We start from the raw sequence: 23,418 nt of genomic DNA, 5'->3' as shown, positions 1-23,418 counted from the left end.
CTTAAACTTCTTGCTGATAACCATTTCTAATTATTTTATGGAGGTTTCTTTATGTATACAGTTCGTAATGTCACAGAAGACCTGTATTGGGTCGGCGGAAACGATCATCGTCTGGCGCTTTTTGAGAATGTTCACCCGATTCCACGAGGTGTTTCCTACAATTCTTATTTACTATTAGACGAAAAGACAGCCTTGTTTGATACGGTGGACTGGTCTGTCTGCCGTGAATATTTAGCCAATGCGGCAGGTCTGCTGAATGGAAGACCGCTGGATTATCTGGTGATTAATCATATGGAACCGGATCACGGAGCCAGCATTGAAGAGATTTTGCTGCGTCATCCCGAAACGAAGGTAATCAGCACAGAAAAAGCCTTCATGATGATGCGCCAATTTGGGTTTGATGTCGATGGGCGTGAAATTGAGGTAAAAGAAGGAGACAGCATGAGTTTCGGCCGTCACACGATCGTCTTTGTCGAGGCACCGATGGTGCACTGGCCTGAAGCGATGGTCAGCTTTGATGCCACTGACAAGGTACTGTTTTCCGCAGACGGCTTCGGCTCTTTTGGGGCTCTGGACGGCAAGCTTTTTAACGACGAGGTCAATTTCGACCGGGATTGGATTGACGATGCCCGCCGATACTATACAAATATTGTAGGAAAGTATGGCCCCTTCGTTCAGGCTTTGCTGAAAAAAGCATCAACATTGGAGATCAAGTATATCTGCCCGCTGCACGGTCCTGTATGGCGTTCTGATTTCGGGTATATCATTGACAAATACGACAGGTGGAGCAGGTACGTTCCTGAGGAACGAGGCGTATTGATCGTCTATGCGTCAATGTACGGAAACACCGAGTTTGCGGCTCAGGCACTGGCCAGCGAGCTCTGCAGGCGTGGGGTTACCAACGTTCATGTCTACGATGTCAGCAGCACCCACGTATCACAGCTGATTTCAGAAAGCTTCCGGCTGAGTCATGTGGTGCTTGCTTCGGTTACATACAATCTGAACATCTATCCGCCTATGTACCACTTCTTAATGGAAATGAAGCACCTGAATGTCCAGAATCGTACCTTTGCGGTCATTGAAAACGGGTCCTGGGCGCCCCAGGCCGGCGGTTTGATCAGCAAATTTCTGGACGAAGAAATGAGAGATATCTACCTGCTGGAGGACCCGGTCACCATTACCTCCGCTCTGAATGAGCTGTCATCCCCGGAAATATCAGCATTGGCAAGCAGCATTGCTGAATCTGTTCTCGTCTGATGCCCCAAAGGGTTCTGAAATAAGAAAAGCCATGCTTTCGGATTTTCTTGTCCGGGCATGGCTTTTTTCTTCATCGATTCAGCTTAGGAAGTTCGGCTATTCATGCTCTCTTATTTCAAGGATTGAAAGTATGCCTTTAATTCCTTCTTCTTTTCGTCACTCAGAGAGTGCCAGCGTACATTCTGTACGGCTCCCTCCAAACTGCAAAGCGAACTAAAGCACGTATCCCCTTCATATGCAAGCAGACGCTCAAATGCCTCCCTGCTTCCAGCTTGCTTCAACGCTTCCCCGTCGTATATCCCAACTGCTGCAAGCCTTTTCTCCATCACGGCTCCCACATTTGGCAGTTCGCTCAATTTGGTCATCACACCCACTCCTTTCGGTCTCCGCTGACTCCTGTATCCCCTCGCTGATGCTGCCTTGGTAAAATTTTCTTATCTATTAGCAGCTGTTTTTGTATAATCCGTGATCCCGAATCGATTTCCGAAAGGGTCCTCAAATTCCACTGCCAGGCCGGTATGAATCTCGATCGGTTCGGAAAGAAAGGCAACGCCTTTTGCCTTCAACCGTGCGTATTCGCTTTCTACGTTCTCCACTTCCAGCCAAACTGAAGGCTTGCTTTCCCCGAACCGCGATACATCCTTTAGGATGATCGCCGGCTCTTCCTCTCCGATTCGAAACGCGATCATGCCTTTCGCAGAGAAGTCAAATTTAAGCGCCAGTCCCAGTGTATTTTCGTAGTAATCCCTGGCTTTGCCCATATCATCTACTGGCAGCAGATAATTGTCATAGTTCATAATATATCGTATCCCTTTCTCAGTTTTGCCATGCCGGCAGCTTTTCCATCATCCCCCTGGCAGCGTTTCTTGCGGCCTCTTGATCAAGCCCCTGCGTCTTTACAATAAATTCAGTCATTCCTTCCAGTTTTTCAGCATAGTTTTGCATGGTTCCGTCAGGCCTTGCGCAGTATTTGCAATAATCCTTGCTTTCATCTCCCATTGCAAAGTCTTCTTTTGCCTTCATAGGCATTCCACATGCAATACAGATTTTCATTCTAGATTCCTCCTTTCGCTGAGATTAAATTCATGTAGTGATCTGTCAATCGTTGTCCGTGTCTTGAGATAACCGAATCCTCCGGAGAAAACAAGGCTCTGTTTGACAGGTAATAGTGAATCAGCCCGATCCAGGTGTTAAAAAACAAATCAAAGGGCATTGTTTTAATGGTGCCAGCATCCATCCCCCGCTCCGCCACCTGCAGAATGTGGTGAGAGATCGCCGATTGGATCATAATTAAGGCATTGCGTGCGCCCTCAGGCAGAACAGCAGTCTCGGAAATTAAAGCAGTGTAGAAGCCTTCACACTCACCGATTCCCTTCAAATGTGCGGCCAGAACCTCTTCCAAGTTACAGTCCCCATTAATTAGTTCATGCATGCGTCTTGATGTCCTGCTTCCGAATTCTTCAATCACCTCTTCAAGCAATCTCTCACGCGTAGGAAAATGCAGAAATATGGTGCCATGGGAGACCTTCGCAGCGGAGGCAATATCCGCAGTCCGGGTTGCACTCAGCCCCTTTTTTGCAAACTGCTCCATGGCAGTCTCAATTAAAAATTTCTTCGTTTCCGTTTTCTGTTTCTGCCTTTGAGATACGGCCATAAAAGACTCCTTTTATTTTAATGACTTTTAACTCACTGAGTTTTAACTCATTATATTCTCGACTCGTATTAATGTCAAGTGCTTTAAGAAAAAAAATGAGGTCACAACATAATAAAACCCGCATGAGTTTTTATGCGGGTTGCCGTCTTTGTTTGTCTTCATACATTAATTGATCAATATGCTTTAAGAAATCGTTCACATCTTGTTCCGATTCCACGGAACGGCAGTCATATCCGATGCTGAGACTAATTTGATATGGAGTCTCACTTTGCTCATTAAACCGCTTAACGTTTTCTCTCAGACGTTGAACTGCAGCTTTCAGAACCTTGCAGTCATGGACGGTCATTAAAACCAGAAATTCATCGCCTCCGTACCGAGCAATAAAATCCCTTTCTCGAAAGGTCTTCGTCAGGATTTCTGCCGTATGCTGCAGCGCTTGGTCTCCTATATTATGCCCATACTGATCGTTAATCTGTTTGAAGGCGTTCAAGTCAATCATCACTCCCGCCAACATCCTGTCTTCCATTGCCTGGGAATTTTGTCTCAGATAGCTGTCCAGCTGCCTTCTGTTGAAGAGTCCTGTCAGATGGTCTGTATAGAGCTGGTTATTCTGCATATTAATGAATATAATCAGAGCAGAGAACGTTGCACAAATCCATACGAGGGAGAGACCGTAGACCAGGCTCTGAACGACTCCTCCAACGAGGGGAGGAATACCAAATACGAGCATGATAAAAAATTCTCGTTTTTCAAGAAGGTTTTTCTTTGCGACGATAAGAATCATCGCGTAGACAAGGTAAAAGAGACTGATCACTGCCATAAGTGGAAAGAGAGAGCCTCTGTAGTAGATATTCTCTGCATCAAAGTAGAACATATAGCCGCTGAAAATACTTGCTAAGGACAATGCTGCGTTCACAGCTGCCGGTACAAGCATCGGTATCATGACCCGTTTCAGCCGATTGGCGCTTTTGTAGATTTTGTAATCCACATAAAAGTACCAGATCATACAAATCAGTGGATTGAAAACATAGTAAAACGCGGTGACTAGAATATAAATCTCCCGTATCAGAAAACCGGTTTTACCATCCAGTAGCCACATTCCCATATCCAATATAAGAATAATTGCATCTGCAAGAATCAGGATCATAAATATTTTCTGCTCTATGTACTGCCCACTGCTGTGTCTAATATTGAGATAAATCAGCAGCAGAACTGCAAGTGCAAAAAAATCAATCTCTAAAAATGCAAGTGTTTGAATAGAAATGCCCTCCCTCCAATTTCCAGCGAAGCTTGATACTACTATTCTAATACCCACAACCGATCTTGTCCATAATTTCGTATCCTCCTCCCAAAATAGGAAAGGAACTTCGCTGAGGCTACAAAGGGGATTTACTTCCCGTCCGTGAAGTTCTACAATAGAAAGTAACGAAAAAGAAACACATCTTCTAAGAAGAAAGTGTATTATTCCCTAAGAAAAAGAAAATATATCATTTCCTAAGAAGAAGAAAGGCATATAATTTGGATACAACAAGTCAAGATCTTTATGAAAGATTTCATCCGGCGTTAGGTTTTTCGAAAGAAGAGGACCTTTCCGCTTCTATTATTTTTATCGTAGAGGAAGACAGAGTACTGCTTCGCAATGAAAATGGCGCTGCCGATTTTCCAAGGTTCAGTGACTGCTTCGTTCAAAATCCCGAACGGTATGACCTGGGCTATCTGGGAACCTTAGACGGTGCCCACTGCTTCTACATGTCTTATGACGAGACCTTCATAATACCGAACGGACTGGAGTTCGAAAGCCTTCGGACTGTCTACAGCAAGGTTGATGAGGTTATCGGGCTTGTCGCCTCCCGTGCCGTTCATCTTGCGGGCTGGAGTCAGCGCACCAAATACTGCGGTGTCTGCGGCAGTCCCACCAGAAAGGACCCGGCTGAACTGGCAAAAAGGTGCACCTCCTGCAAAAATATAATCTATCCTCGGATTTCTCCCGCCATCATAATCGCCGTAGTCAAGGAAGATAAGCTATTGCTCGCACATAATAAAAACTTTAAGCAGCGGTGGTACAGCACCCTTGCAGGTTTCATCGAACCCGGAGAAACGGTTGAGATTTGTGCACAAAGAGAAGTTCTTGAAGAGGTAGGTGTAACAATCAAAAACATCCGGTATTTCGGAAGTCAGCCCTGGCCTTTTCCCGATTCGCTAATGATTGGTCTTATTGCAGACTATGAAAGCGGCGAAGTTACCCCGGATGGAGTGGAAATTGATGATGCAGCATTTTTCGGTGCGGATGAGCTGCCCGAGGTTCCCGGAACGTACAGCGTTGCAGGAAAGCTGATCAACTGGTTTGTACAGACCCGAAACCAAGGGTGATTCCTATGAAAATTTTTACGAACGCTTCCGGTCCCGAATACCGGTAATCAGTACCGCTGCAATGATCAGCAGGATCACAGGATATTTGATTGCAGGAGCCGAGAGAACGCTTTGAAGCATCGGTTCCTCCGTGATCATCTTTCCCGCAGTATAAGCGATGACACCGGCCCCAACGTCGATCACTATGGGCAGGCGTTCAATCAGCCTGATGATTAGCGTGCTGCCGAAAACCATGATCGGAATACTGATGGCAAGGCCGATGATGACCATGGCATAGCTTCCTTGAGAGACCCCTGCTATGGCCAGCATATTATCCAGTCCCATCACGGCGTCTGCTAAGATGATTGTGGCCACCGCCGAAGCAAGAGAATCATAACATTTGACTGAGTCGTGGTTTTTCGGTTTGGCCAGTAATTTGTATGCAATCCAAATCAGCAAAACACCTCCTCCCAACATCAAACCCTTGATTTGGAGAAGCTTTACGATGACCAGCGTGGCCAAAACTCGAATCAATACCGCACCTGCAGTTCCCATCACAATGGCTTTCAGCTGCAGGTTCCGCGGCAGATTGCGGCAAGCCAGACCGATTACTATGGCGTTGTCCCCTGCCAGAACCAGATCAATTAAAACAACAGATAAAATCCCGGATATCAATTCAGATACCGATAATCCCACAAGTTCCATTAAGAAAGCTCCTCATTCCCCCATAGTGCCAGTAGCTGGCGATGGGCATTTCTTTTTGATATCTTTACAGCTTTGGCCTTTGCTGCTTTTTTCTTTGATATCATTTTGCTTCCTTAATATATTTACTGTCGAAGGTTCCGAATCATGCGAAGGTTTCTTCCTCAAGCCTGTCCAGGATTTCTTTTGCAGCTTTGGGGGGATGCTCTTTCACCACTCTGCTGACGGTATCATAGCCAAGCTTGCGGATATAGTCCGCTGCAAAAGCATAACTGCCCTCAAGAAGCTGCAGACAACGTTCCCGGTTGGGGGCCAGCGGTTCGATGCACTTTGTACGAAACAGAAGCACAGCTTCCTTCAGCAATTGGAGGCTTTCCAAAAGAGAGTCCGCAATCAGCGGCCCAAAAGCATTGAGCTCAAATTCTCCCCTCTCAGCTGCCATCGTGATCGCCGCATCATTTGCAATCACCCGCATGGCGCACTGCATCACCATCTCTGGGATGACGGGATTGACCTTTCCGGGCATGATGGTACTCCCCTGTTGAAGCTCGGCTAGGCGAATTTCTGAAAACCCGCCATAGGGGCCTGAATTCATAAGGCGCAAATCATTTGAAATTTTCAATAGATTGACAGACAATGCTTTCAGCAAGCCGGATACTTCAACGAAAACATCGTTATTCTGTGTAATATCCATGGGGTATTCAGCGGCAGCTAATCCAATGCCCGTTATCGCCCTTAGCTCTTCAATCACGCCAAACCTATATTTTTTCTCTGCATTGTGGGAAAGCCCCACCGCAGTTCCTCCGATGCTGACCTGTCTCAGCCTTTCCTCTACTTTATAAAGCCTCCACCGATCTCTTGCAATGCACTGTGCATAGGCACCGAATTCCGCTCCCAGCGTCACAGGAACAGCATCCATGAGCTCAGTTCTTCCAAGTTTCGCAACATCTTGATACTCATTTTCCTTCATCTGGAGGGATTGCTGCAGTGCTGCGCAGCCCTCACTCAACTCACGAAGCTGCTCTATCGCAGCGATACGAAGGGCTGTGGGGTAAACATCGTTGGTGGATTGGCCCCGGTTCACATCATCAAGGGGATGAATCACATCGTAAGCACCGTAGTTTCTCCCCATTTCGGCAAGAGCCAAGTTAGCAATCACCTCATTGACATTCATATTGGTGGAAGTGCCTGCACCTCCCTGCAAAGCTTCGGTGATGAAGCAATCCGCATACCCACCTGCTAAAATTTTGTCACAGGCAGCAATAATGGCTTCATAGACGCCTTCCCTTCCATCCTTAAGGCGCAGATACGTAACAGCAGCTGCCTTCTTAATCTTAACCACCGCATAAATCAGATTTAGATTGACCGCCCTATGATTCAAATTGAAATTCTCTGATGCCCTTACCGTATTGATTCCGTAAGCAGCTTTGTCTTCCAGGGCTTTTTCTCCCAAAACATCCCGTTCTATCCGCATGGCTAGTCCTCTATTTCCATCAAAAGATGGGGAAAAATCTCAATACTTCGCTTGAGGATTCCCTGCATATAAGCAATCACGATTCCGTAATTGGTAATGGGTACGTTTTGATCTTCTGCGCACTTCATTCGATACTTCACTTCCCTCTCATTGAGCATGCACCCGCCGCAGTGAATGACCAAAGCATATTCAGAGAGATCCTCGGGGAATACGGCGCCCATAGCGGTCTTGCAGTTCAGCTGCTTCCCGGTGTACTGTCCCAGCCAGCGAGGAATCTTTACACTTCCAATATCATCGCATTGGCGATGGTGGGTGCAGCCCTCTACAATCAGAACGGAATCTCCATCTTTCAAACGTTCTACCGCTGCAACTCCCTTCACTGCCGTTTCTAAAAGGCCCTTGTATCGTGCCATTAATATGGAAAAGGAAGTCAAAGGAATGTCCCTGGGAGTATCTGCCGATACTTTGGCAAAAACCTGACTGTCTGTTATGACCAGAGCCGGACGTTTCCCCAAGTTTTCAAGGGTTTCTCTGAGTTCATATTCCTTGACTACGATGGCAGCCGCATCTGCTTCCAAAATATCACGTATGGTCTGCTGCTGGGGCAGGATAAGCCTCCCCTTGGGTGCAGCTTTATCAATTGGTACCACCAATACAACAAAATCGGAAGGATGAATCAGATCCCCGACAATTTGTAGCTTCAGATTACCGGTTACCGTCAGGCGAGAGATTCTTTCCTTCAATTCCTCAATTCCTTCATGCTGCTTGGCACTGACGTAGATTTCTCTTCCGCTCTGATTGGTCCCATCCGCTCCCGAGGTTATTTCACTGCCAGTTTTCACTTCTAACAGATCACTTTTATTAAAGGCGATAATATAGTTGATCTCCTTGTCCTGAAACAGCCGAAGCAGCTCCCTGTCGCTTCCGCTCAGGCCCTTTGCTGCATCTACCACCAATACAGCAACATCCGTTTTATTCAGCACCTGCTTTGTCTTCTTTACCCGCAATTCCCCCAAAGCACCTTCATCATCAAAACCGGGGGTATCGATGATCATTACCGGCCCGAGGGGCAGAAGCTCCATCGATTTATAAACAGGATCCGTTGTCGTGCCTTTGACGTCGGACACCACAGCCAGCTCCTGTCCAGTGACAGCATTGACCAGGCTGGATTTGCCCGCGTTCCGCTGTCCGAAAAAGCCAATATGAATTCGATCTGAGGAAGGTGTATCATTCAGTCCCATAACATTCTCCTAAAGTAATCTTTATCTGAAACGCTTTCGTATTATTTTACTAATAGTATTATATACAATTGCAGCTTACTTTTCAACGCTGGCGGGATCTGCTGCACAGCATCTTATCATTTGGAAGGAGGGGGCATTTTACTCTCCCCCGCACCTTTCATCCATTAATTCCCTTAAATTTGTATGCTTCCTGGCAACCCGAAGAAGCACGGCTACAATGTATGCCTTGACTATATTACTTACGAGTTCTTCTATTACTCTGGGAAGCCATACAGCAGCAAAAGGCAGTACCTTCCAAGCTTCGAAAACCGTCTCTCTCAATATGACTGTATTGAGGGTGGTAACGAAAATCCCAGAACTGATTAATACAAGAAGAAGCGGTGGAATCTGGCTCTTGAATTTTTTTCTGCCCAGTCCACATACCTTAATCCATAGCCATCCTCTGAGAAAGCCTCCCGCAGCCACCACTAAGGTCATGAGTGGAAGGTACGGTCCCACAGGCTTCATCAAGTATCCCAAAAAATCAGCGAGTCCGGAAGCCATTGCACCATAGACCGGCCCAAACAAGATGGCTGGCAGGATCGTAAACACACCTGAAATTCCTACGCTGATTCCATTTTGCCCAAAGAGCGGAAGGTAAAAGCTTGAGATTGCTTTTAGCCCAACAGAAATACTAACAAATACGGCAGATATCACGACTTTACGTGTCTTAATAGATTCTTTCAATTTAACTTCTCCTTTTCTCTCTAAGATATGTGAAAAAATTAATCAACCACTCATATACCGCGCGCACCAGATTTTCCCTAGGTCTCCATCATAAAAAACACCTCCTGTCATGCAGCCAGCTGCACAACAGGAGGTATGTTGATCAAGTCGCTTCTCCCCATGCAGCAGCGGGATGCGAACCTTGCACCGTAAGCCCGCTAAGGCTTTTCGTCCCTCTGACAACTCCCCGTTCAGAGGGCACTGTAAATCATTGATTTACGCACAACGTTCTACTCTGCTTTGATTTGTTTCACTTTCTCATGACGGCCATATCATTATCAATAAAAAAAACCGCCAATCCAAGCAACATTTGCCCAGACGGTCGGCTTCCCTACGTTATACTTCCTGTGGTCAATTCCACTTCCGTCAGTTGTATAACATACCCAGCATATTCCCTTTTTCTGAAATTGTCAATTGGATAGACTCAATCACTTCAATTTTCATACCGCTTTCACTGGACAAATTTCACTCTACGAAAACAACGAATATACTATATTATTCGAGCTTCGGGATCCCAGCGGATTAAATGCCCTTACTGCATTCCGAAAGCTGCCGCATGCCTCAATGCGGAACGAGATAACTTCCGATCTAACGGTGAGCATCCATACATAAGGATTATGTAGAAAAGGAATGGATTGACTTATGTTCAAAGACAAGACGCTGCTCATCACCGGTGGAACGGGTTCCTTCGGAAATGCCGTACTCAAACGGTTTCTTGATACGGAAATCGCTGAGATCAGAATCTTCTCCCGTGATGAAAAAAAACAGGATGATATGCGAAAAGCATACAACAACAACAAGCTAAAATTTTTACTCGGAGATGTCCGGGATATTACCAGTGTAAAAAACGCCGTACAAGGTGTTGACTATATCTTTCACGCAGCAGCACTGAAACAGGTGCCAAGCTGCGAGTTCTTTCCTCTGGAAGCCTTGAAAACCAATGCACTCGGCACGGAAAACGTGCTGTCTTCTGCCATAGAAGAGGGTGTTAAAAAAGTAGTCTGCCTATCCACAGATAAGGCCGTCTATCCAGTCAACGCCATGGGAATGTCCAAAGCGATCATGGAGAAAATCTTCATGGCCAAATCTCGGTCGTCAAAAGACACGCTGATCTGCGGCACTCGTTACGGAAATGTGATGGCATCGAGGGGGTCTGTGATTCCTCTGTTTATCGAACAGATCAAAAGCGGGAGGCCACTCACCATAACCGATCCTGATATGACCCGATTCCTAATGAATTTAGAAGAGGCCATTGATCTTGTTCTATTTGCTTTCCAGAATGCACAGCCCGGCGATCTCATGGTCAAGAAATCTCCCGCTTCAACCATTGGTGTCCTGGCGCAGGTTTTAAAGGAGCTCTTTCATGTAGATAACGAGATTGAAATCATCGGTGTCAGAATGGGTGAAAAGATGCACGAGACGCTGCTTACCCGTGAAGAACGGGCGGCGGCTCTGGATATGTCAGATTATTTTCGCGTACCGGCGGAAGAAAGCAGACTCAACTATGCGAAATATTTTAGTGACGGGAACCGAAGCCTTGGTGAACTGCAGGAGTATAATTCCAGCAATACCCACCGGCTGACAGCTCAGGAACTAAAACAAACTCTGCTGGACTGCGAATATGTTGCGGAGGAATTAAGGATGTGGAACAGTCAATGAAGATACTAATCACCGGCTCCAATGGCTTTGTCGGCAGAAACTTATGTGCTCACTTAGAGGCTATGGGCTATGACAACCTTTTGAAATATGACCGCCCTGACGACGAGACAGTATTGCAGCAATATACTTCTGACTGTGATTTCGTTTTTCATCTTGCCGGAATCAACCGTCCGGACGACGAGTCCGACTTTGCAGGAAATTATCTGCTGACCGCCGTGCTTTTGGAGGCGCTGAAAAAAGAAAATAGAAGGATACCTGTGCTGATGTCTTCGTCCGTGCAGGCCCTTCTTGATAATCCATACGGCCGAAGCAAAAAGAAAGCAGAGGATCTGGTTCTTGCGTATGGCCGTGAAACGCAGGCTGATTTTTATATCTATCGTCTGCCAAATGTTTTCGGCAAGTGGTGTGCGCCGAATTATAACAGCGCTGTCGCCACATTTTGTCATAATACGGCCAGGGGACTTCCCCTGCGGATTGACGATCCCCAATCAGCATTGACGCTGGTGTATATTGACGACGTTTTGAATGCTTTTACAGCAGCGCTCCAGGGAGAAGCCCTGCGAAATGGCGATTTCTGCGAAGTCGATCCAGTCTATCACACTACGGTAGGCAGTTTGGTTGAAATCATAAGAAGCTTTCCACAAAGCAGAGAGAACCTCACGGTTCCCAAAGTGAGCGATCCGTTGATTCGTAAGCTCTACAGCACTTACCTGAGCTATCTGCCGGAAGAGGAATTCCGTTATCCGCTCCTGGAACACAAAGACCACCGCGGACTCTTCGCAGAGGCGCTTAAGTCAGTGGATGCTGGTCAGGTCTCTGTTAACATTACAAAACCCGGTATGGTGAAGGCTGGACATTGGCACCACACAAAAACAGAAAAGCTCATCGTTGTCTCCGGTTCCGGCCTAATCCGATTCCGCAGACTGGGGGATGAGAAACTTCTGCTTTATCCAGTCTCAGCAGAACGGCTGGAGGTGTTGGATATCCCGCCGGGATATACTCACGATATCCTCAACACCGGAAGTTCTGATATGGTTATGCTTGTATGGGCCAATCAAATCTTCGACCCAAGCAATCCTGATACACATCCCGCGATTGTAGATCCAGCATCGTCCCTCCCTCATTTAGGGGGTGTCTGAGTTGAGTCTTGTTCATACACTGCTTTTCATGTTTCGTCAGGAACGAGCGCTGGAGGATATGATTCTAGCAGCCAACTGTCTGAAATCGCTGGAAAAGAGCACCTATAAGACCCTGGTGATCTACAACCAGGGTTCCATGAGCAATGAAGCACTGAAAACCTTAACATCAATCAGTCAACTTGATTGCCGCATCATTGGAGACGGCTTCAATGTGGGCACGACAATAGGACGTCAACGGTGTTTTGAATATATTTGGTCCATACTACCGGAGACAGAATTTATCAGCGAGCTTCATCCCGATATGATCTTTCCTCCCAACTGGGAGGATGTGTTGGTGCAATATCTAAAAGAGCATGACGAACCGCTGATCAGCTGCGGAATCGTAGATAATCAAGGGCGAATGCCCTTTCTAAACAAAGCGGTGACACTGCCAGACAGCGTTTCTTCGTATAACGATTTCCTTGCAGGACTTTGCGTCGATCAGATCGTACCAGGCTTCACAAATCCCTGTATTCATGTTTCCTCCATATTAAAGGAAACCGGCGGTTACAATGCCGCTTTTCTGCGAGGCCGTCAGTGCTTTGAGGATGACAGCATGCTGCTTGGTTACTATTACTACTATGGTACACGGAGGGCATGGCATCCTAATATAAATTATAATTCTGTGGTTTATCATGCCGTTGCCGGGCAGCGGCTCGCCGTAAAGGATAATGTAAAGGTGAATTACGAAGGCCTTGTGAAGCAGTACGGTGCTATGGGACTAAAAGCCCTGAGCACGCTTCACAGCAGCCCATGGCATAAGCGATACTTTTTAACTCGCTATATTGAGAACATAGCAGCGATTAACAAACCATAACGCTACCCTCTTCAGCTGCTAAAAATCATAAAATACAGCCTTCCCCTAAGGGAAGCGTGAAAGGTAATATCATATGAAAGTTCTTATCCTTGGAAATAGATTGTTTTCTGTCGATATGCTGTGGGGTTTTCTGAAAGCTGGCTGCGACGCGCAGATTATTAACGCATCAAATGAAAATCAAATCCAGCAAATATTTAGCACAACAGATGCCGACCTCCTCATCACCCTGGGGACCCCCATAGAACTGAAGGCGGAAGCGATGAAAGTAGTAGGAAGCAGCAGGCCGCAGCATTTGAAATATATCCATTGGGATACTGATGGCATTTCAAGCAAATACTTCGCCTCGGTATCAGGAGACGGCATCGAAATGGATGTTATCTACAATTCAAGGCCCGACCTGGTTCTGACCATGTGCCCGGAGATGCGTGAACTCATTATTGAGAAGGGCTTCCCTTGCGAAATGATGCATTATGCATACAGCCCGGTTTCCCATCAGCCGTTGCCAGGCTATGAGAATGATAAATATTTTATTAACCTGATTGGGAATTCCTATTCCATGTTTGTGAAATCTCATCCTGATCATTACCGGTACCATTCTCTAAAAATTTTGCTGAAACCACTACTGGAAAATAAATACACGGTTCACCTTTACGGAGACTCGGGTTACGCAGCCACGGTAAAACAAATTCTTGGAATGGATGTCCCTACGCTGACTTATCACAACTATATGCCCTATGAACGAACCTGCGCCGCATATAACAGCAGCTTTATCAATTTGGTAACGCAAAACCATCCGCATACAATTACCAAGCGCACCTTTGAAATTTTAGGTTCTGGCGGTTTTGCACTCTCTGCAGATAATGAGGCAATTAGAAAGCTTTTCGTTCCAGGGCGTGATCTCATCGTTTCCTCTTCCCCTGAAGAAACCATGGAACTGGTCCATTATTACGAAAAGAATCAAGATGAATGGAGAAAGATTCGAGAAAACGCAGTTGTAAGCGTGGAAAACCACACTTACAAACAGCGAGCGGAATATATTTTAAAGCTGCTGGAAAAATACTACTATTAGCTTTTTATTGTACCTCCGATTTCCAGTCTTCAGCAGCATACGCCTCATTGATGAAGCTTCCTGTCAGCTCCCTCAGCTCTTCCATGTGCCCCAGCAGCATATGTCCACCTGTTTTGTAAGTTACAAGCTGGCTTCCTGCAATCTGCTCTGCAGTATACCGGCTCCAAGCCTGAGGTGCAACGGTATCATCATCCGCACTCACGATTAGGGTTGGGGCCGTGATCTGATCAAGGGGCAATCCAGTCAAGCTGTTAATATTCCGACTGTCCTGCTTCCATCCTTCAAACCTTTGGGAAACTGGCAGAAAAGACCAGCCTAGCCGGTTCAGCAGTTTCAGTTCTTCCGGGCTGCAATTACGCTTCAGGCTTTCCGATGCTCCGGCAATATTGTGAACTGCCGAGGGCGTTAGCTTGAGCAGCACCCAGAAAAAATAGTCGGACTTCAGCATCGTATCATACACAAAACCGGGGACAGGAAGATCCTGGGACTTATAGACAGATGGGGGAGCATAAGCCACTGTGGAAAGCAAGATCAGGCCGGCGCACTTTTCCGGATAACGCGCCGCAAATTGCATTGCCGGAACACCGCCTGCGGACATGCCCTCTACGATTACCTGATCCACATTGAGGGAATCCAGCAGGTAAGCAAAACAATCTGCTTGCGCTTCGAAGGAAGCATCCTCCGCCATAGCAGACCGAAGATATCCAAACCGCGAAGGTACAATCAATCGATATTTGCCGCTGAGATAACCCTTCGCCTGAAGCGCACCAAAGTCACTGCCTCCCATGGTGCCATGGGAAACCAGAACCGGAATTCCTTCTCCGATATCCACATACTCAATTGTCCCATATGGAGATTGAATGGTTTTACTTCCGGCTTCCAAAGCTTCTTTCAGCTTAGACATATCATAATAATAGAATGGCAGCGAAACGACGATACATAGAATAATGAGCCCTGCTGTAAAGGCTGCCGCTTTCAACATCAATTTTCTGAAATTCATAAATTCCTCCTGATATTTTATCTTATGTATTTACGATAACGCAATCAGGTGGATATGTCTCTCCGTCAAACAACTGAAATCCAGTCAGCTATTTGTATGATTTACTCTATTTTTAGTGTATTTTTGGCTACTTCATCTGTATGAGGCGGCTGGTATTTCAATCGATTGGTCAGTTCGACCTTATTGCTGACACCGACCTTCTTATAGATATTATATCCATGGGTTCTGGCGGTGGAGAGTGAAATAAACAGTTCTTCGCTGATCTTTTGATAGCTATACCCTTTGATCAGCAATGCGGCCACATCCTGCTCCCGGTCTGTGAGTCCAAACCCATGATCGCGTTCTCCTTTCGACTCCCTCTCTTCCAGCACTCCTGCCTCATCCTCATCCTCCGCCTTAGCCTTCATTCCTAACTTTTCTCCCAGGAGGTTTTCCAGTAATCCATCGCCTTCCCTTCTCGACGAGAGCATTACAAGATCCAAATAATTTCGTCCGTAATAAACCGTAAGGATATTCCACGCCGTATAGAAAATTGGGATGGATAAAAATCCATATGGAAAGAGATTCTGTATGCCAGGAACCTGCTGCAGCCGGAAATCAAGAAATACTGCTGGCAGCCAGACAGCCAGGAGAATCATAAAGGGAGAAATCATCCGTTTCATATCCAGCGACTTAAAGGAACTGCGCAGCACAACGGCTAGACAGAAACAATACAGCAGCAGCAAAAACAGGATCGCATCAATGATATTGAGAATTAGTATCTTGTACGGAAGTGTGTAATATAATACAAGTGCTATGGTCGGAAGGAATGCAAGCAGACCAAAGATAAGCCTCTTTCTCTTAGAAATGGCAAGCCCAAGCAGCTCACCCAGAAGCAGCGGCAGGGAAAAAATTAAAAGCCCGCATCCCATGCAGGAGATTACCCAGAAGACAACATCGGAATACTGCCCTTCCAAGATACTTGCCAGCTTGTAATAGGTGAAGGTTCTCTCCAGTAGTATCATCAGCAGAGAGGTTAAAAATAATGTATAATACCTTGCGATTCCGTTCTTGTACTTTCTATAAAGCAATGCTGAAAATATAATACAAACACAGCCAAAAATGAAAGCCAAAATATGAATCAAAAAAACGATATGTGCCATAAGTCAGCTCCTACAATTCCAATCCTTGGGGTTGCCCTTTTCGTTTATCTTACGATATCTCAGCAAAAAATTCAACTGAAAGGGTCCGTTCCATCCACATGCATATTATTTAAGGTTGCAGGTTTTCTACGGCCCAGCCTCTCTGGATATAAGTTATATCATCTGCTCGTACAAGACGGTCATGAACCTTCCTGGGATCCAAACTAGAATAATTCGCCTTTTTCTCAGCCTTAATGTCGCAGAATCCCACAGGCATCCCTGATGAAAAATAAAAGCTCTCGCCGTCCTGCAGTTGATAATGGATATGGGGTTCCGATGAATTCCCTGAATTTCCGCATTTTGCCATCACCTGACCGCGAGTCACCATATCTCCAATCCCAACAAGGAAGCTATTTTTTTTAATATGAGCGATCAGACTGTATTCATTATCTCCGTGGCTGATCAGAATATGGTTTCCTCTGATGTCTTTTGCTCTGCAGTCTGCACTTCCTTTTCCGTCAATAAGGCTGTCCTCATAGCCATCCTGAATCGATAATACGGTGCCGTCACATGGTGCAAGGATATCCCGATTATAGCAATAGTAGCTTTCAGGCTTCCGCGGATCTCCCATGTGGCTTTTCCCTTCTTCATCCAGAATCAGGAAATCATAAGCATAGCGCTGAGCCGGAATGCTCCAGGAATGGGACATTTCTTTATCAATGCCTCCATTGACCACGGTCCACTGCCCTGTGAACGGCAGGCGATAGCAATTTTCAGTCCTTGTGCTTACAGCAAGGGACTGCCTGTCTGATGGTCTAAGGTTTACTGCAAAAATCCCTATCAGCTGCAGCATTGATTGGCAGAGAATCCGCCACTCAGCAATAATTTCAAAGAAGCACAGCAGCCATATCAGCCATAGGAGCTTCAGGTTTTCATAAGGGGTTACATACCCCAGGAGGCCCAACAATCCGAACCATTTCAGTTTTTTTGTGAACGATACAAAGCGATGCACTACGATTCACCTACCTATTCTTTCCTAAATTACCGCTGGAGAAATTCGCAGCGAACAATTTGATCAAATGTCTACACTTTTCCATTTTATGGTTATGCTTATTCTATCATAAAATTATTTCGAAAAGAACTGTTATCCTGATTCAACAGTGAAAAAAGGAAAGACCTATTTCTGTTTTTTCTTTTCCTTTCATTCCCTCTAATGAGTATCTTGACATCATCAATTTGATTGTGTACAATTTAATTGTTATAAATCATTTATGAAAAATCTATTATGATCAATTGTTTCTTTATTCGATTAAAAAGCAAGTTTGACTCAAATAATATGAAACGAGCAGCGCTCAGAAAGGAAAAAGAATATGAGTATTTATGACATCAAGGTAAAGAACATGAATGGAAATGATGTGCCCCTATCCGAATATAAAGGAAAGGTTTTGCTGATTGTCAATACCGCTACGGGCTGCGGATTTACACCCCAATATGACGGACTTCAAAAACTTTATGAAACGTATCAGGATAAAGGCTTTGAAATTCTGGATTTTCCCTGTAATCAGTTCCTGAATCAGGCGCCTGGAACAGCCGAAGAGATTCATAGTTTCTGCACCTTAAACTTTGGAACAGCCTTCCCCCAGTTTGCGAAGATTGATGTAAACGGCCCCAATGAAAGTCCTCTTTATACGTATTTAAAAGGGCAAAAGGGAGGTCTGCTCGGCAGCAAGATTAAGTGGAATTTCACAAAGTTTTTAGTGGATCAATCCGGCAATGTGGTCGGCAGATACGCACCTGCTGACAAACCAGAAAAGCTGGAAAAAGACATCGCTGCAATGCTACAATAAAAGCTTGAAGACTCCATAGAAAGTTAGGTATCTTTAGATGAATTATGATGCTCTGAAATTAAAAAACCAGCTCTGTTTTCCGCTCTACGCCTGTTCCAAAGAGGTTGTCCGCAAGTATCATCCTCACCTGGAAAAGATCGGTCTGACTTATACCCAATACATTGTGATGATGGTCCTCTGGGAAAAGCAGGAGTTGACGGTCAAAGAGCTGGGTGATGAGCTGTATCTCGACAGCGGCACGCTTACACCTCTGCTGAAGAAAATGGAAGCACAGGGCCTTCTTCTGAGAACCAGAAGCTCTGTAGATGAACGAAGTGTAATCGTATCACTTACAGAAAAAGGATATCATCTGCGCGATCAGGCAGTAGATATCCCCGGTAAAATCGGAAGCTGTATTCCTCTGTCAGCAGAGGAAGCAAACACGCTCTACCGCCTTCTTTATAAAGTATTGGGCCAGAGTTAATCGCTATGAGTTGCCAACCCAAAGTTGCGCTGATCCAAAGCGTAACTCTTAGAATGCTTTAATCCGCAGGGCTCCACGATACAGCGTCAGCTGATTAATCCTTAATGCGTTCAAATCCTTGATAACGCGTTCCCTGAAAGGTCAGCTTTCCAGCATCCCCTTCCACCAGCATGCCATATTCACGGGATCCGACTCTAAACTCCATGCGGTCGCCGCTTGGAACTTCAAACGTTGCATAATATGTAGTGGAGGTTGAAGTATGACCGATATTGTCCGGCCCCGCATCGTTATGGAAATGATGAACATCCACGCGTTTTGTCACAATGACCGCTTCAACCGTAAGCACCGGGGACTCATTATTGCTTTTCCACTCCTTTGCCCCCCGAACAGCTGTCAATATAATCATACCAATGACGATGAAAAATATAACGGCCATAAAAAGAGGCATGATGCTGAACATAATTCCGTCAAAACCTCCGAACGATGAATATCCCATAATTCTTACTCCTTTTGAAATGTTTTGAATTCACTTGGTGTTAAACCGTCTTTTTCTTGCTGTTCCAAACCGATCATTTGCAGGCGATACTCTATTTTATTTACATAATATCAATTATAGTCACATCGTTTGTAACAGAAGGCTGACTATAAAATAAAATACTTCGCAATTCTTGCAACCTCATTGGGCAGTGCAATACCTATTTCCTTCTGGTCTTCCAACGTAAGTCCCAAGGATCCCAGAACCTTATGATTAATCTGCATACTGCTGTTCACATTTAAAAGCCTTTCATAATACTGTGTGCCGATTAAATCTGCAAGATACATGATTTCCAGTGTTTTTAAATCTTCGGTACCGAAGTATGGCGTATGATGAAGCTCAACCACACGAGTAATTTCAGGGCTGAAATTCCAGCGCTGGCAAATCCATGCTCCGATATGGGAGTGTGTAACACCACCAAGCACTGCTTTTTCCGCTACGATCTGTGGAACCCCGCTCTTCACCTTTGATGTAATTTCATCCAGTTCCTTGGGCAGGCAGGCATTCATGACCAGAATACCAATATCGTGGTTCAATCCATAGGAGAACATTCTGTATCGATCCTCAATGCCCAGCCGAGAACAAATCATATCTGCTGCGATAGAAGTCGCCAGAACGTGCTTCCAATACTGCCTCATATTAAAAACCGCCGCCTTTCCCGTATCTGCAGCCTGGAAAAATTTCTGTGCAATGAAGAAAATCAATAGGTTGCGCACAGATTCGATCCCCAAGAATGTCACAGCCTCCTTGATATCGGAAATGTTTCGATACAGCAAAAATACATTGGAATTCAAATGACGCAGAAGAAGCTTCGAAAGCTCCTGATCTTCCTCTACAAGCTTGGCAACATCATCAATATAAATCTGTGCCGGTGTATTTAGCAGCTTGAAAATATTTTGGATATTCAAGGGCAGCTTCGGCAATGCATTCGACGTTTCCACAAGCTGATACAAAGTTTCTTTTGTGAGCAATGGCACATCCTCCATGAATCTAAATATTTGTTAATAGCATACTATATGATGGCGAATTTTCATAGAATAACTTGAAAAAAATAAGACGCTGGCACTATCGATCGTTTATTGACGATGGAATAGATTGTGGCAATATAGCAAAATCATCCTGCTTAAAATAAAAAGGACAATGACTTTGAAATCATTGTCCCCTCCAGATCTTATTCGACAATTCCACCTTCTACCACAAGGCTCTCAGGATCTACTGCATCCCCGTAGACAGGAGCCAGCGTTTCCTCATAATTTTTATGGAAAAAGCGCTCATCCGCCAATGCTTTAATTTCATCATTGAGCCAGTTCAGCAGTTCGGTATTTCCTTTCTGAACCGCAGGTGCAATGGTGTCGATGCTTCCCAGACTTTCAATTCCCACTGTAAAGCCTTTGTTTTGCAGTGCCCAGGCGAGAACTTCTGTGTTGTCGGTGGAGAAGGCATCTCCGCGGCCATCCAGTAGTGCGTTATAGGTTTCTGTATACTGGTCAAACTTCAGAAGATTAACTTCCGGGTAATTCTCTGTAAAGAAGGTTTCCGCCGTGGTTCCCTTGGCTACAATCAGGGTCTTGCCCTTCAGCTGCTCTACATCGGTAATGAGTCCATTGTCAGGGCTTACCACACCCAGCGCAACCTTCATATAAGGAAGGGCAAAGTCAACGGACTGGGCACGCTCTTCGGTTACGGTAAAGTTGGCCAGTATAATATCAACCTTTCCAGTTTTCAGATATTCCACCCGGCTGGCAGGCTCTACGGACACAAATTCCACATCAACACCCAGATCTTCACCAATGCGGTTTGCAAAGTAAACATCGTAGCCCTGGTAGGTCCCGGAGGAATCCACGTAGCCAAAGGGGGCTTTGTCGCTGAATACGCCGATAATCACTTTGCCGCTTTCCTGAATCGCATCCAGAGAGCGGGCATTACCTGCTGCCGGCTGTCCTGACGGCTCCTGGGTTCCGCTGCCATCGCCCTTTCCGCCGCAGCCTGCAAGCAAGCCGATGCTCAAAGCAATCACGGTCATAAAAATAAGTACTTTTTTTAAATTCTTCATAATACTACTACCTCTCTCTTATTTTTCAAATTGAAATATATTTAGAAAACGCTGCGCGCGCTCCGTTTCAGGATGACCAAAAAAGTCTTCCGGTGCAGCGGATTCAACGATCTGCCCTTCATCAAGGAAGAGGATACGATCAGCAATGGCACGGGCGAACTGCATCTCATGGGTAACGATGAGCATGGTCATACCGCCCTTTGCAAGCTCCAAAATAACATCTAAAACTTCCCGAACCATTTCCGGATCAAGGGCTGCCGTTACTTCGTCGAAGAGCATGATTTCAGGCTCCATCATCAGCGCGCGGACAATGGCCACTCGCTGCTTCTGTCCGCCGGAGAGCTGTCTTGGATAGGCATTCTTTTTTTCGAGAAGCCCCACCCGCTCCAGCAGTTTTTCCCCTGCAAGACCTGCTTCCTCTCTGGTGCGCCCCTGAACCTTCAAGGGGCCGAGGAGGATATTTTCAAAGACCGTCATATGGGGAAACAAATCATAGCTCTGGAACACCATACCTATTTTCTGGCGTATCTGGCTCCATTTTGTCTTTCCATCTGTTATACTTTGCCCATCAAGCAGGATGGTTCCCGCCTGGATCGGCTCCAAACCGTTAATGCACCGCAGGAGGGTACTCTTTCCACAGCCAGAGGGCCCAAGAATGACAACCACTTCTCCTTTTGTTACCGAATAGCTAAAATCTTTTAGAACCTTGGTGCTATTGTCAAAACTTTTTTCTAGATTCTTAATTTCCAGTAAGTATTCTCTTTGATTCATAACAATCACCTCAATTCTGCCAGCGCTTTTCCAGCGTTCCGGCCAGTTTGGAAATCGGAAAGCAAACGATAAAATATAGAAAAAAAACAGTCCCATAGATCCATAGCGCGGCGGAAGGTGCCGTGTATCTGCTCGCTTCAATAATCTGCTGACCAACCTTTAAAACTTCCACCACACCAATGAGAACGATCAGGGAAGTGGTCTTGATCATACGGGTAACCAGGTTGATGGCGAGAGGGATCAGTCTCCGCAGCGTCTGAGGAATGATAATATAGCGGTAGATCTGAAGTCCACTCAGCCCCAAGGCGGCACTGCTGTCGTACTGATGTTTGGGAATGGAAATCAAGGCGCCCCGCACCAAGTCTCCCATCTCAGCCGTACCCCAGAGCGTAAAAACGATCACCGCGGATAACTCTCCCGAGATATGAATGTTGAATGCCTTAGCAGCTCCGAAATAGACCAGAAAGAGAAGCACCAGCTGCGGCATGATACGGATAAACTCCAGATAAACCCGGGTCAGCACTTTGGTTACGGGATTCTTCAGCGTCATTACCATACCGAGCAGAATCCCCAGAACGATGGATATTGCCACGGCCAAAAGTGAAATGCGCACCGTAACCCATAACCCGTCGAGCAATCGCCATAGGTTATTCCCTTCTAAAAGAACCTTAATTCCCAAATCCTGCATAGCGTAACCTCCTCTCCAGGATAGAAGCGGCAATGGAAACCGGAAGTAGAATCGCCAAATAGGAGAGTACCAGCAGCAGCAGCGCTTCATCGGTCTTGTAATAAAGTCCAATCAGGTCTTTTGCAACATACATGAGGTCCGCTAATGCAACAACGCTGAAAACCGAGGTCTCCTTGATCAGGAAGATGACGTTTGCACAAAGCGGAGGGACGGAAACAGACACGGCCTGAGGCAGGATGACATGACGGGTAATCTGACTCTGGCTGAGCCCAATGCTCTGCGCTGCTTCCACCTGACCTTTTTCCACTGACTCCAAGCCGCTGCGAAGGGCCTCTGACATATAACTGCCCCCTAAAAACGCCAGGCCAATGATGGCGCAACTTTGAGAACTAATGAGAATTCCAATTTTGGGAAGGCCAAAATATAAAAAGAATAATTGCACCAGCAGCGGCGTATTACGTGACAATTCAACATAGACTGTGGTCACACGCTTCAAAACCGGTATTTTAAAATACAGTGTTAAGCTGCAAAACAAACCTATGATCAGAGACAGCAGAATGCCCCAAAAGGCCAGCGCAAGCGTCGTCCACGCTGCTTGTATGTACATTGGCATATATTCCGCGATAAAATTCCAATCCAAAATACTGTTTCCTTTCTTGATTGTTCGGTTAATTTTAATAACACCTCCGATCGCCCCATCATTCATATGTAACAATTCATATATGATTAATCGGAATTATAATATTAGCATGTTGTTTTTAAATTGTCAATCCCC

Annotated in this window: 26 protein-coding genes; 8 read left to right on the top strand and 18 right to left on the bottom strand. The window is 45.6% G+C overall.

Features of this window, described 5'->3' with window-relative positions:
* The first annotated feature begins 51 nt into the window (after positions 1-51).
* Entirely contained in the window at positions 52-1,257 is a 1,206-nt protein-coding gene (locus FRZ06_19090) for an FprA family A-type flavoprotein (GenBank protein QOX65307.1), read from the top strand.
* Between the two features lie 110 nt (positions 1,258-1,367).
* Here FRZ06_19090 and FRZ06_19085 read toward each other — a convergent pair whose 3' ends face one another.
* The 5 genes from FRZ06_19085 to FRZ06_19065 form a co-directional block, all read right to left on the bottom strand.
* The gene (locus FRZ06_19085; protein ID QOX65306.1) at positions 1,368-1,622 is read right to left on the bottom strand and encodes a TfoX/Sxy family protein; all 255 of its coding nucleotides are present in this window, start codon (positions 1,620-1,622) and stop codon (positions 1,368-1,370) included.
* Positions 1,623-1,691: 69 nt separating this feature from the next.
* Positions 1,692-2,057, bottom strand: a complete 366-nt coding sequence (locus FRZ06_19080; protein QOX65305.1) for a VOC family protein — start codon at positions 2,055-2,057, stop codon at positions 1,692-1,694.
* Between the two features lie 16 nt (positions 2,058-2,073).
* Positions 2,074-2,310 (bottom strand): AraC family transcriptional regulator, encoded by a 237-nt coding sequence (locus FRZ06_19075; protein ID QOX65304.1) that lies wholly within the window; start codon positions 2,308-2,310, stop codon positions 2,074-2,076.
* A gap of 1 nt (position 2,311) precedes the next feature.
* A complete protein-coding gene (locus FRZ06_19070; protein ID QOX65303.1) occupies positions 2,312-2,911 on the bottom strand; it encodes a TetR/AcrR family transcriptional regulator in 600 nt (199 codons plus the stop codon).
* A 130-nt stretch (positions 2,912-3,041) separates the two neighbouring features.
* Positions 3,042-4,226, bottom strand: a complete 1,185-nt coding sequence (locus FRZ06_19065) for a diguanylate cyclase (protein ID QOX65302.1) — start codon at positions 4,224-4,226, stop codon at positions 3,042-3,044.
* Between the two features lie 167 nt (positions 4,227-4,393).
* On the opposite strand from FRZ06_19065, the gene nudC reads away from it, so the two are divergent.
* Positions 4,394-5,281 carry an NAD(+) diphosphatase gene (gene nudC, locus FRZ06_19060; GenBank protein ID QOX65301.1) on the top strand — a complete coding sequence of 296 codons (888 nt, stop codon included), beginning with the start codon at positions 4,394-4,396 and terminating at the stop codon, positions 5,279-5,281.
* Between the two features lie 15 nt (positions 5,282-5,296).
* On the opposite strand, the gene FRZ06_19055 is transcribed toward nudC, so the two are convergent.
* From FRZ06_19055 to FRZ06_19040, 4 genes are all read right to left on the bottom strand, one after another.
* Positions 5,297-5,956 carry a TerC family protein gene (locus FRZ06_19055; protein ID QOX66015.1) on the bottom strand — a complete coding sequence of 220 codons (660 nt, stop codon included), beginning with the start codon at positions 5,954-5,956 and terminating at the stop codon, positions 5,297-5,299.
* Positions 5,957-6,107: 151 nt separating this feature from the next.
* Positions 6,108-7,436, bottom strand: coding sequence for an aspartate ammonia-lyase (locus FRZ06_19050; GenBank protein QOX65300.1), 1,329 nt, complete (start codon positions 7,434-7,436; stop codon positions 6,108-6,110).
* A 2-nt stretch (positions 7,437-7,438) separates the two neighbouring features.
* Positions 7,439-8,677: a [FeFe] hydrogenase H-cluster maturation GTPase HydF gene (gene hydF, locus FRZ06_19045; GenBank protein ID QOX65299.1), complete on the bottom strand. Its 1,239-nt coding sequence runs from the start codon at positions 8,675-8,677 to the stop codon at positions 7,439-7,441.
* Positions 8,678-8,815: 138 nt separating this feature from the next.
* Complete coding sequence (locus FRZ06_19040; GenBank protein ID QOX65298.1) at positions 8,816-9,403, bottom strand: folate family ECF transporter S component; 588 nt, start codon at positions 9,401-9,403, stop codon at positions 8,816-8,818.
* Between the two features lie 681 nt (positions 9,404-10,084).
* On the opposite strand from FRZ06_19040, the gene FRZ06_19035 reads away from it, so the two are divergent.
* From FRZ06_19035 to FRZ06_19020, 4 genes are all read left to right on the top strand, one after another.
* On the top strand, positions 10,085-11,101 hold the full coding sequence (locus FRZ06_19035) for an NAD-dependent epimerase/dehydratase family protein (GenBank protein ID QOX65297.1): 1,017 nt from the start codon (positions 10,085-10,087) through the stop codon (positions 11,099-11,101).
* Positions 11,098-12,240, top strand: a complete 1,143-nt coding sequence (locus FRZ06_19030; GenBank protein ID QOX65296.1) for an SDR family oxidoreductase — start codon at positions 11,098-11,100, stop codon at positions 12,238-12,240. The genes FRZ06_19035 and FRZ06_19030 overlap by 4 nt, the downstream gene beginning before the upstream one ends.
* A gap of 1 nt (position 12,241) precedes the next feature.
* Positions 12,242-13,096 (top strand): hypothetical protein, encoded by an 855-nt coding sequence (locus tag FRZ06_19025; GenBank protein QOX65295.1) that lies wholly within the window; start codon positions 12,242-12,244, stop codon positions 13,094-13,096.
* 73 nt (positions 13,097-13,169) lie between these two features.
* Positions 13,170-14,165: a glycosyltransferase gene (locus tag FRZ06_19020; GenBank protein ID QOX65294.1), complete on the top strand. Its 996-nt coding sequence runs from the start codon at positions 13,170-13,172 to the stop codon at positions 14,163-14,165.
* 4 nt (positions 14,166-14,169) lie between these two features.
* Here FRZ06_19020 and FRZ06_19015 read toward each other — a convergent pair whose 3' ends face one another.
* From FRZ06_19015 to FRZ06_19005, 3 genes are all read right to left on the bottom strand, one after another.
* Entirely contained in the window at positions 14,170-15,165 is a 996-nt protein-coding gene (locus tag FRZ06_19015; protein QOX65293.1) for an alpha/beta hydrolase, read from the bottom strand.
* 101 nt (positions 15,166-15,266) lie between these two features.
* Positions 15,267-16,307 carry a helix-turn-helix transcriptional regulator gene (locus FRZ06_19010; GenBank protein ID QOX65292.1) on the bottom strand — a complete coding sequence of 347 codons (1,041 nt, stop codon included), beginning with the start codon at positions 16,305-16,307 and terminating at the stop codon, positions 15,267-15,269.
* 109 nt (positions 16,308-16,416) lie between these two features.
* Positions 16,417-17,298 carry a M23 family metallopeptidase gene (locus FRZ06_19005; protein ID QOX65291.1) on the bottom strand — a complete coding sequence of 294 codons (882 nt, stop codon included), beginning with the start codon at positions 17,296-17,298 and terminating at the stop codon, positions 16,417-16,419.
* Between the two features lie 358 nt (positions 17,299-17,656).
* On the opposite strand from FRZ06_19005, the gene FRZ06_19000 reads away from it, so the two are divergent.
* Together FRZ06_19000 and FRZ06_18995 are read left to right on the top strand one after the other, a co-directional pair.
* Complete coding sequence (locus FRZ06_19000) at positions 17,657-18,133, top strand: glutathione peroxidase (protein ID QOX65290.1); 477 nt, start codon at positions 17,657-17,659, stop codon at positions 18,131-18,133.
* 37 nt (positions 18,134-18,170) lie between these two features.
* Entirely contained in the window at positions 18,171-18,596 is a 426-nt protein-coding gene (locus tag FRZ06_18995) for a MarR family transcriptional regulator (GenBank protein QOX65289.1), read from the top strand.
* A gap of 94 nt (positions 18,597-18,690) precedes the next feature.
* Here FRZ06_18995 and FRZ06_18990 read toward each other — a convergent pair whose 3' ends face one another.
* The 6 genes from FRZ06_18990 to FRZ06_18965 form a co-directional block, all read right to left on the bottom strand.
* Complete coding sequence (locus tag FRZ06_18990) at positions 18,691-19,092, bottom strand: DUF2500 domain-containing protein (GenBank protein ID QOX65288.1); 402 nt, start codon at positions 19,090-19,092, stop codon at positions 18,691-18,693.
* 146 nt (positions 19,093-19,238) lie between these two features.
* Positions 19,239-20,117, bottom strand: a complete 879-nt coding sequence (locus tag FRZ06_18985) for an HDOD domain-containing protein (GenBank protein ID QOX65287.1) — start codon at positions 20,115-20,117, stop codon at positions 19,239-19,241.
* Between the two features lie 185 nt (positions 20,118-20,302).
* Positions 20,303-21,184 (bottom strand): transporter substrate-binding domain-containing protein, encoded by an 882-nt coding sequence (locus tag FRZ06_18980; GenBank protein QOX65286.1) that lies wholly within the window; start codon positions 21,182-21,184, stop codon positions 20,303-20,305.
* An 18-nt stretch (positions 21,185-21,202) separates the two neighbouring features.
* A complete protein-coding gene (locus FRZ06_18975) occupies positions 21,203-21,955 on the bottom strand; it encodes an amino acid ABC transporter ATP-binding protein (GenBank protein QOX65285.1) in 753 nt (250 codons plus the stop codon).
* A gap of 10 nt (positions 21,956-21,965) precedes the next feature.
* A complete protein-coding gene (locus tag FRZ06_18970; protein ID QOX65284.1) occupies positions 21,966-22,643 on the bottom strand; it encodes an amino acid ABC transporter permease in 678 nt (225 codons plus the stop codon).
* On the bottom strand, positions 22,624-23,283 hold the full coding sequence (locus FRZ06_18965; GenBank protein QOX65283.1) for an amino acid ABC transporter permease: 660 nt from the start codon (positions 23,281-23,283) through the stop codon (positions 22,624-22,626). Before FRZ06_18965 ends, FRZ06_18970 begins: the two co-directional genes overlap by 20 nt.
* Between the last annotated feature and the right edge of the window lie 135 nt (positions 23,284-23,418).

This window comes from Clostridiales bacterium, from assembly GCA_015243575.1.
Classification (GTDB): Bacteria; Bacillota; Clostridia; order Peptostreptococcales; family Anaerovoracaceae; genus Anoxybacterium; species Anoxybacterium hadale.
The sequence above is the reverse complement of the archived record's forward strand: the minus strand, read 5'-3'. Positions and strand labels throughout refer to the sequence as shown.

Excerpts from the sequence above, each read along its gene's own strand:
- FRZ06_19010 (QOX65292.1), bottom strand. The coding sequence starts at position 16,307 with ATGGCACATATCGTTTTTTTGATTCATATTTTGGCTTTCATTTTTGGC.
- FRZ06_19050 (QOX65300.1), bottom strand. The coding sequence starts at position 7,436 with ATGCGGATAGAACGGGATGTTTTGGGAGAAAAAGCCCTGGAAGACAAA.
- FRZ06_18990 (QOX65288.1), bottom strand. The coding sequence starts at position 19,092 with ATGGGATATTCATCGTTCGGAGGTTTTGACGGAATTATGTTCAGCATC.
- hydF (QOX65299.1), bottom strand. The coding sequence starts at position 8,677 with ATGGGACTGAATGATACACCTTCCTCAGATCGAATTCATATTGGCTTT.
- FRZ06_19070 (QOX65303.1), bottom strand. The coding sequence starts at position 2,911 with ATGGCCGTATCTCAAAGGCAGAAACAGAAAACGGAAACGAAGAAATTT.
- FRZ06_18995 (QOX65289.1), top strand. The coding sequence starts at position 18,171 with ATGAATTATGATGCTCTGAAATTAAAAAACCAGCTCTGTTTTCCGCTC.
- FRZ06_18985 (QOX65287.1), bottom strand. The coding sequence starts at position 20,117 with ATGGAGGATGTGCCATTGCTCACAAAAGAAACTTTGTATCAGCTTGTG.
- FRZ06_19030 (QOX65296.1), top strand. The coding sequence starts at position 11,098 with ATGAAGATACTAATCACCGGCTCCAATGGCTTTGTCGGCAGAAACTTA.
- FRZ06_19035 (QOX65297.1), top strand. The coding sequence starts at position 10,085 with ATGTTCAAAGACAAGACGCTGCTCATCACCGGTGGAACGGGTTCCTTC.
- FRZ06_18980 (QOX65286.1), bottom strand. The coding sequence starts at position 21,184 with ATGAAGAATTTAAAAAAAGTACTTATTTTTATGACCGTGATTGCTTTG.
- FRZ06_19090 (QOX65307.1), top strand. The coding sequence starts at position 52 with ATGTATACAGTTCGTAATGTCACAGAAGACCTGTATTGGGTCGGCGGA.
- FRZ06_19075 (QOX65304.1), bottom strand. The coding sequence starts at position 2,310 with ATGAAAATCTGTATTGCATGTGGAATGCCTATGAAGGCAAAAGAAGAC.
- FRZ06_19085 (QOX65306.1), bottom strand. The coding sequence starts at position 1,622 with ATGACCAAATTGAGCGAACTGCCAAATGTGGGAGCCGTGATGGAGAAA.
- FRZ06_19020 (QOX65294.1), top strand. The coding sequence starts at position 13,170 with ATGAAAGTTCTTATCCTTGGAAATAGATTGTTTTCTGTCGATATGCTG.
- FRZ06_18975 (QOX65285.1), bottom strand. The coding sequence starts at position 21,955 with ATGAATCAAAGAGAATACTTACTGGAAATTAAGAATCTAGAAAAAAGT.
- FRZ06_19000 (QOX65290.1), top strand. The coding sequence starts at position 17,657 with ATGAGTATTTATGACATCAAGGTAAAGAACATGAATGGAAATGATGTG.
- FRZ06_18970 (QOX65284.1), bottom strand. The coding sequence starts at position 22,643 with ATGCAGGATTTGGGAATTAAGGTTCTTTTAGAAGGGAATAACCTATGG.
- FRZ06_19015 (QOX65293.1), bottom strand. The coding sequence starts at position 15,165 with ATGAATTTCAGAAAATTGATGTTGAAAGCGGCAGCCTTTACAGCAGGG.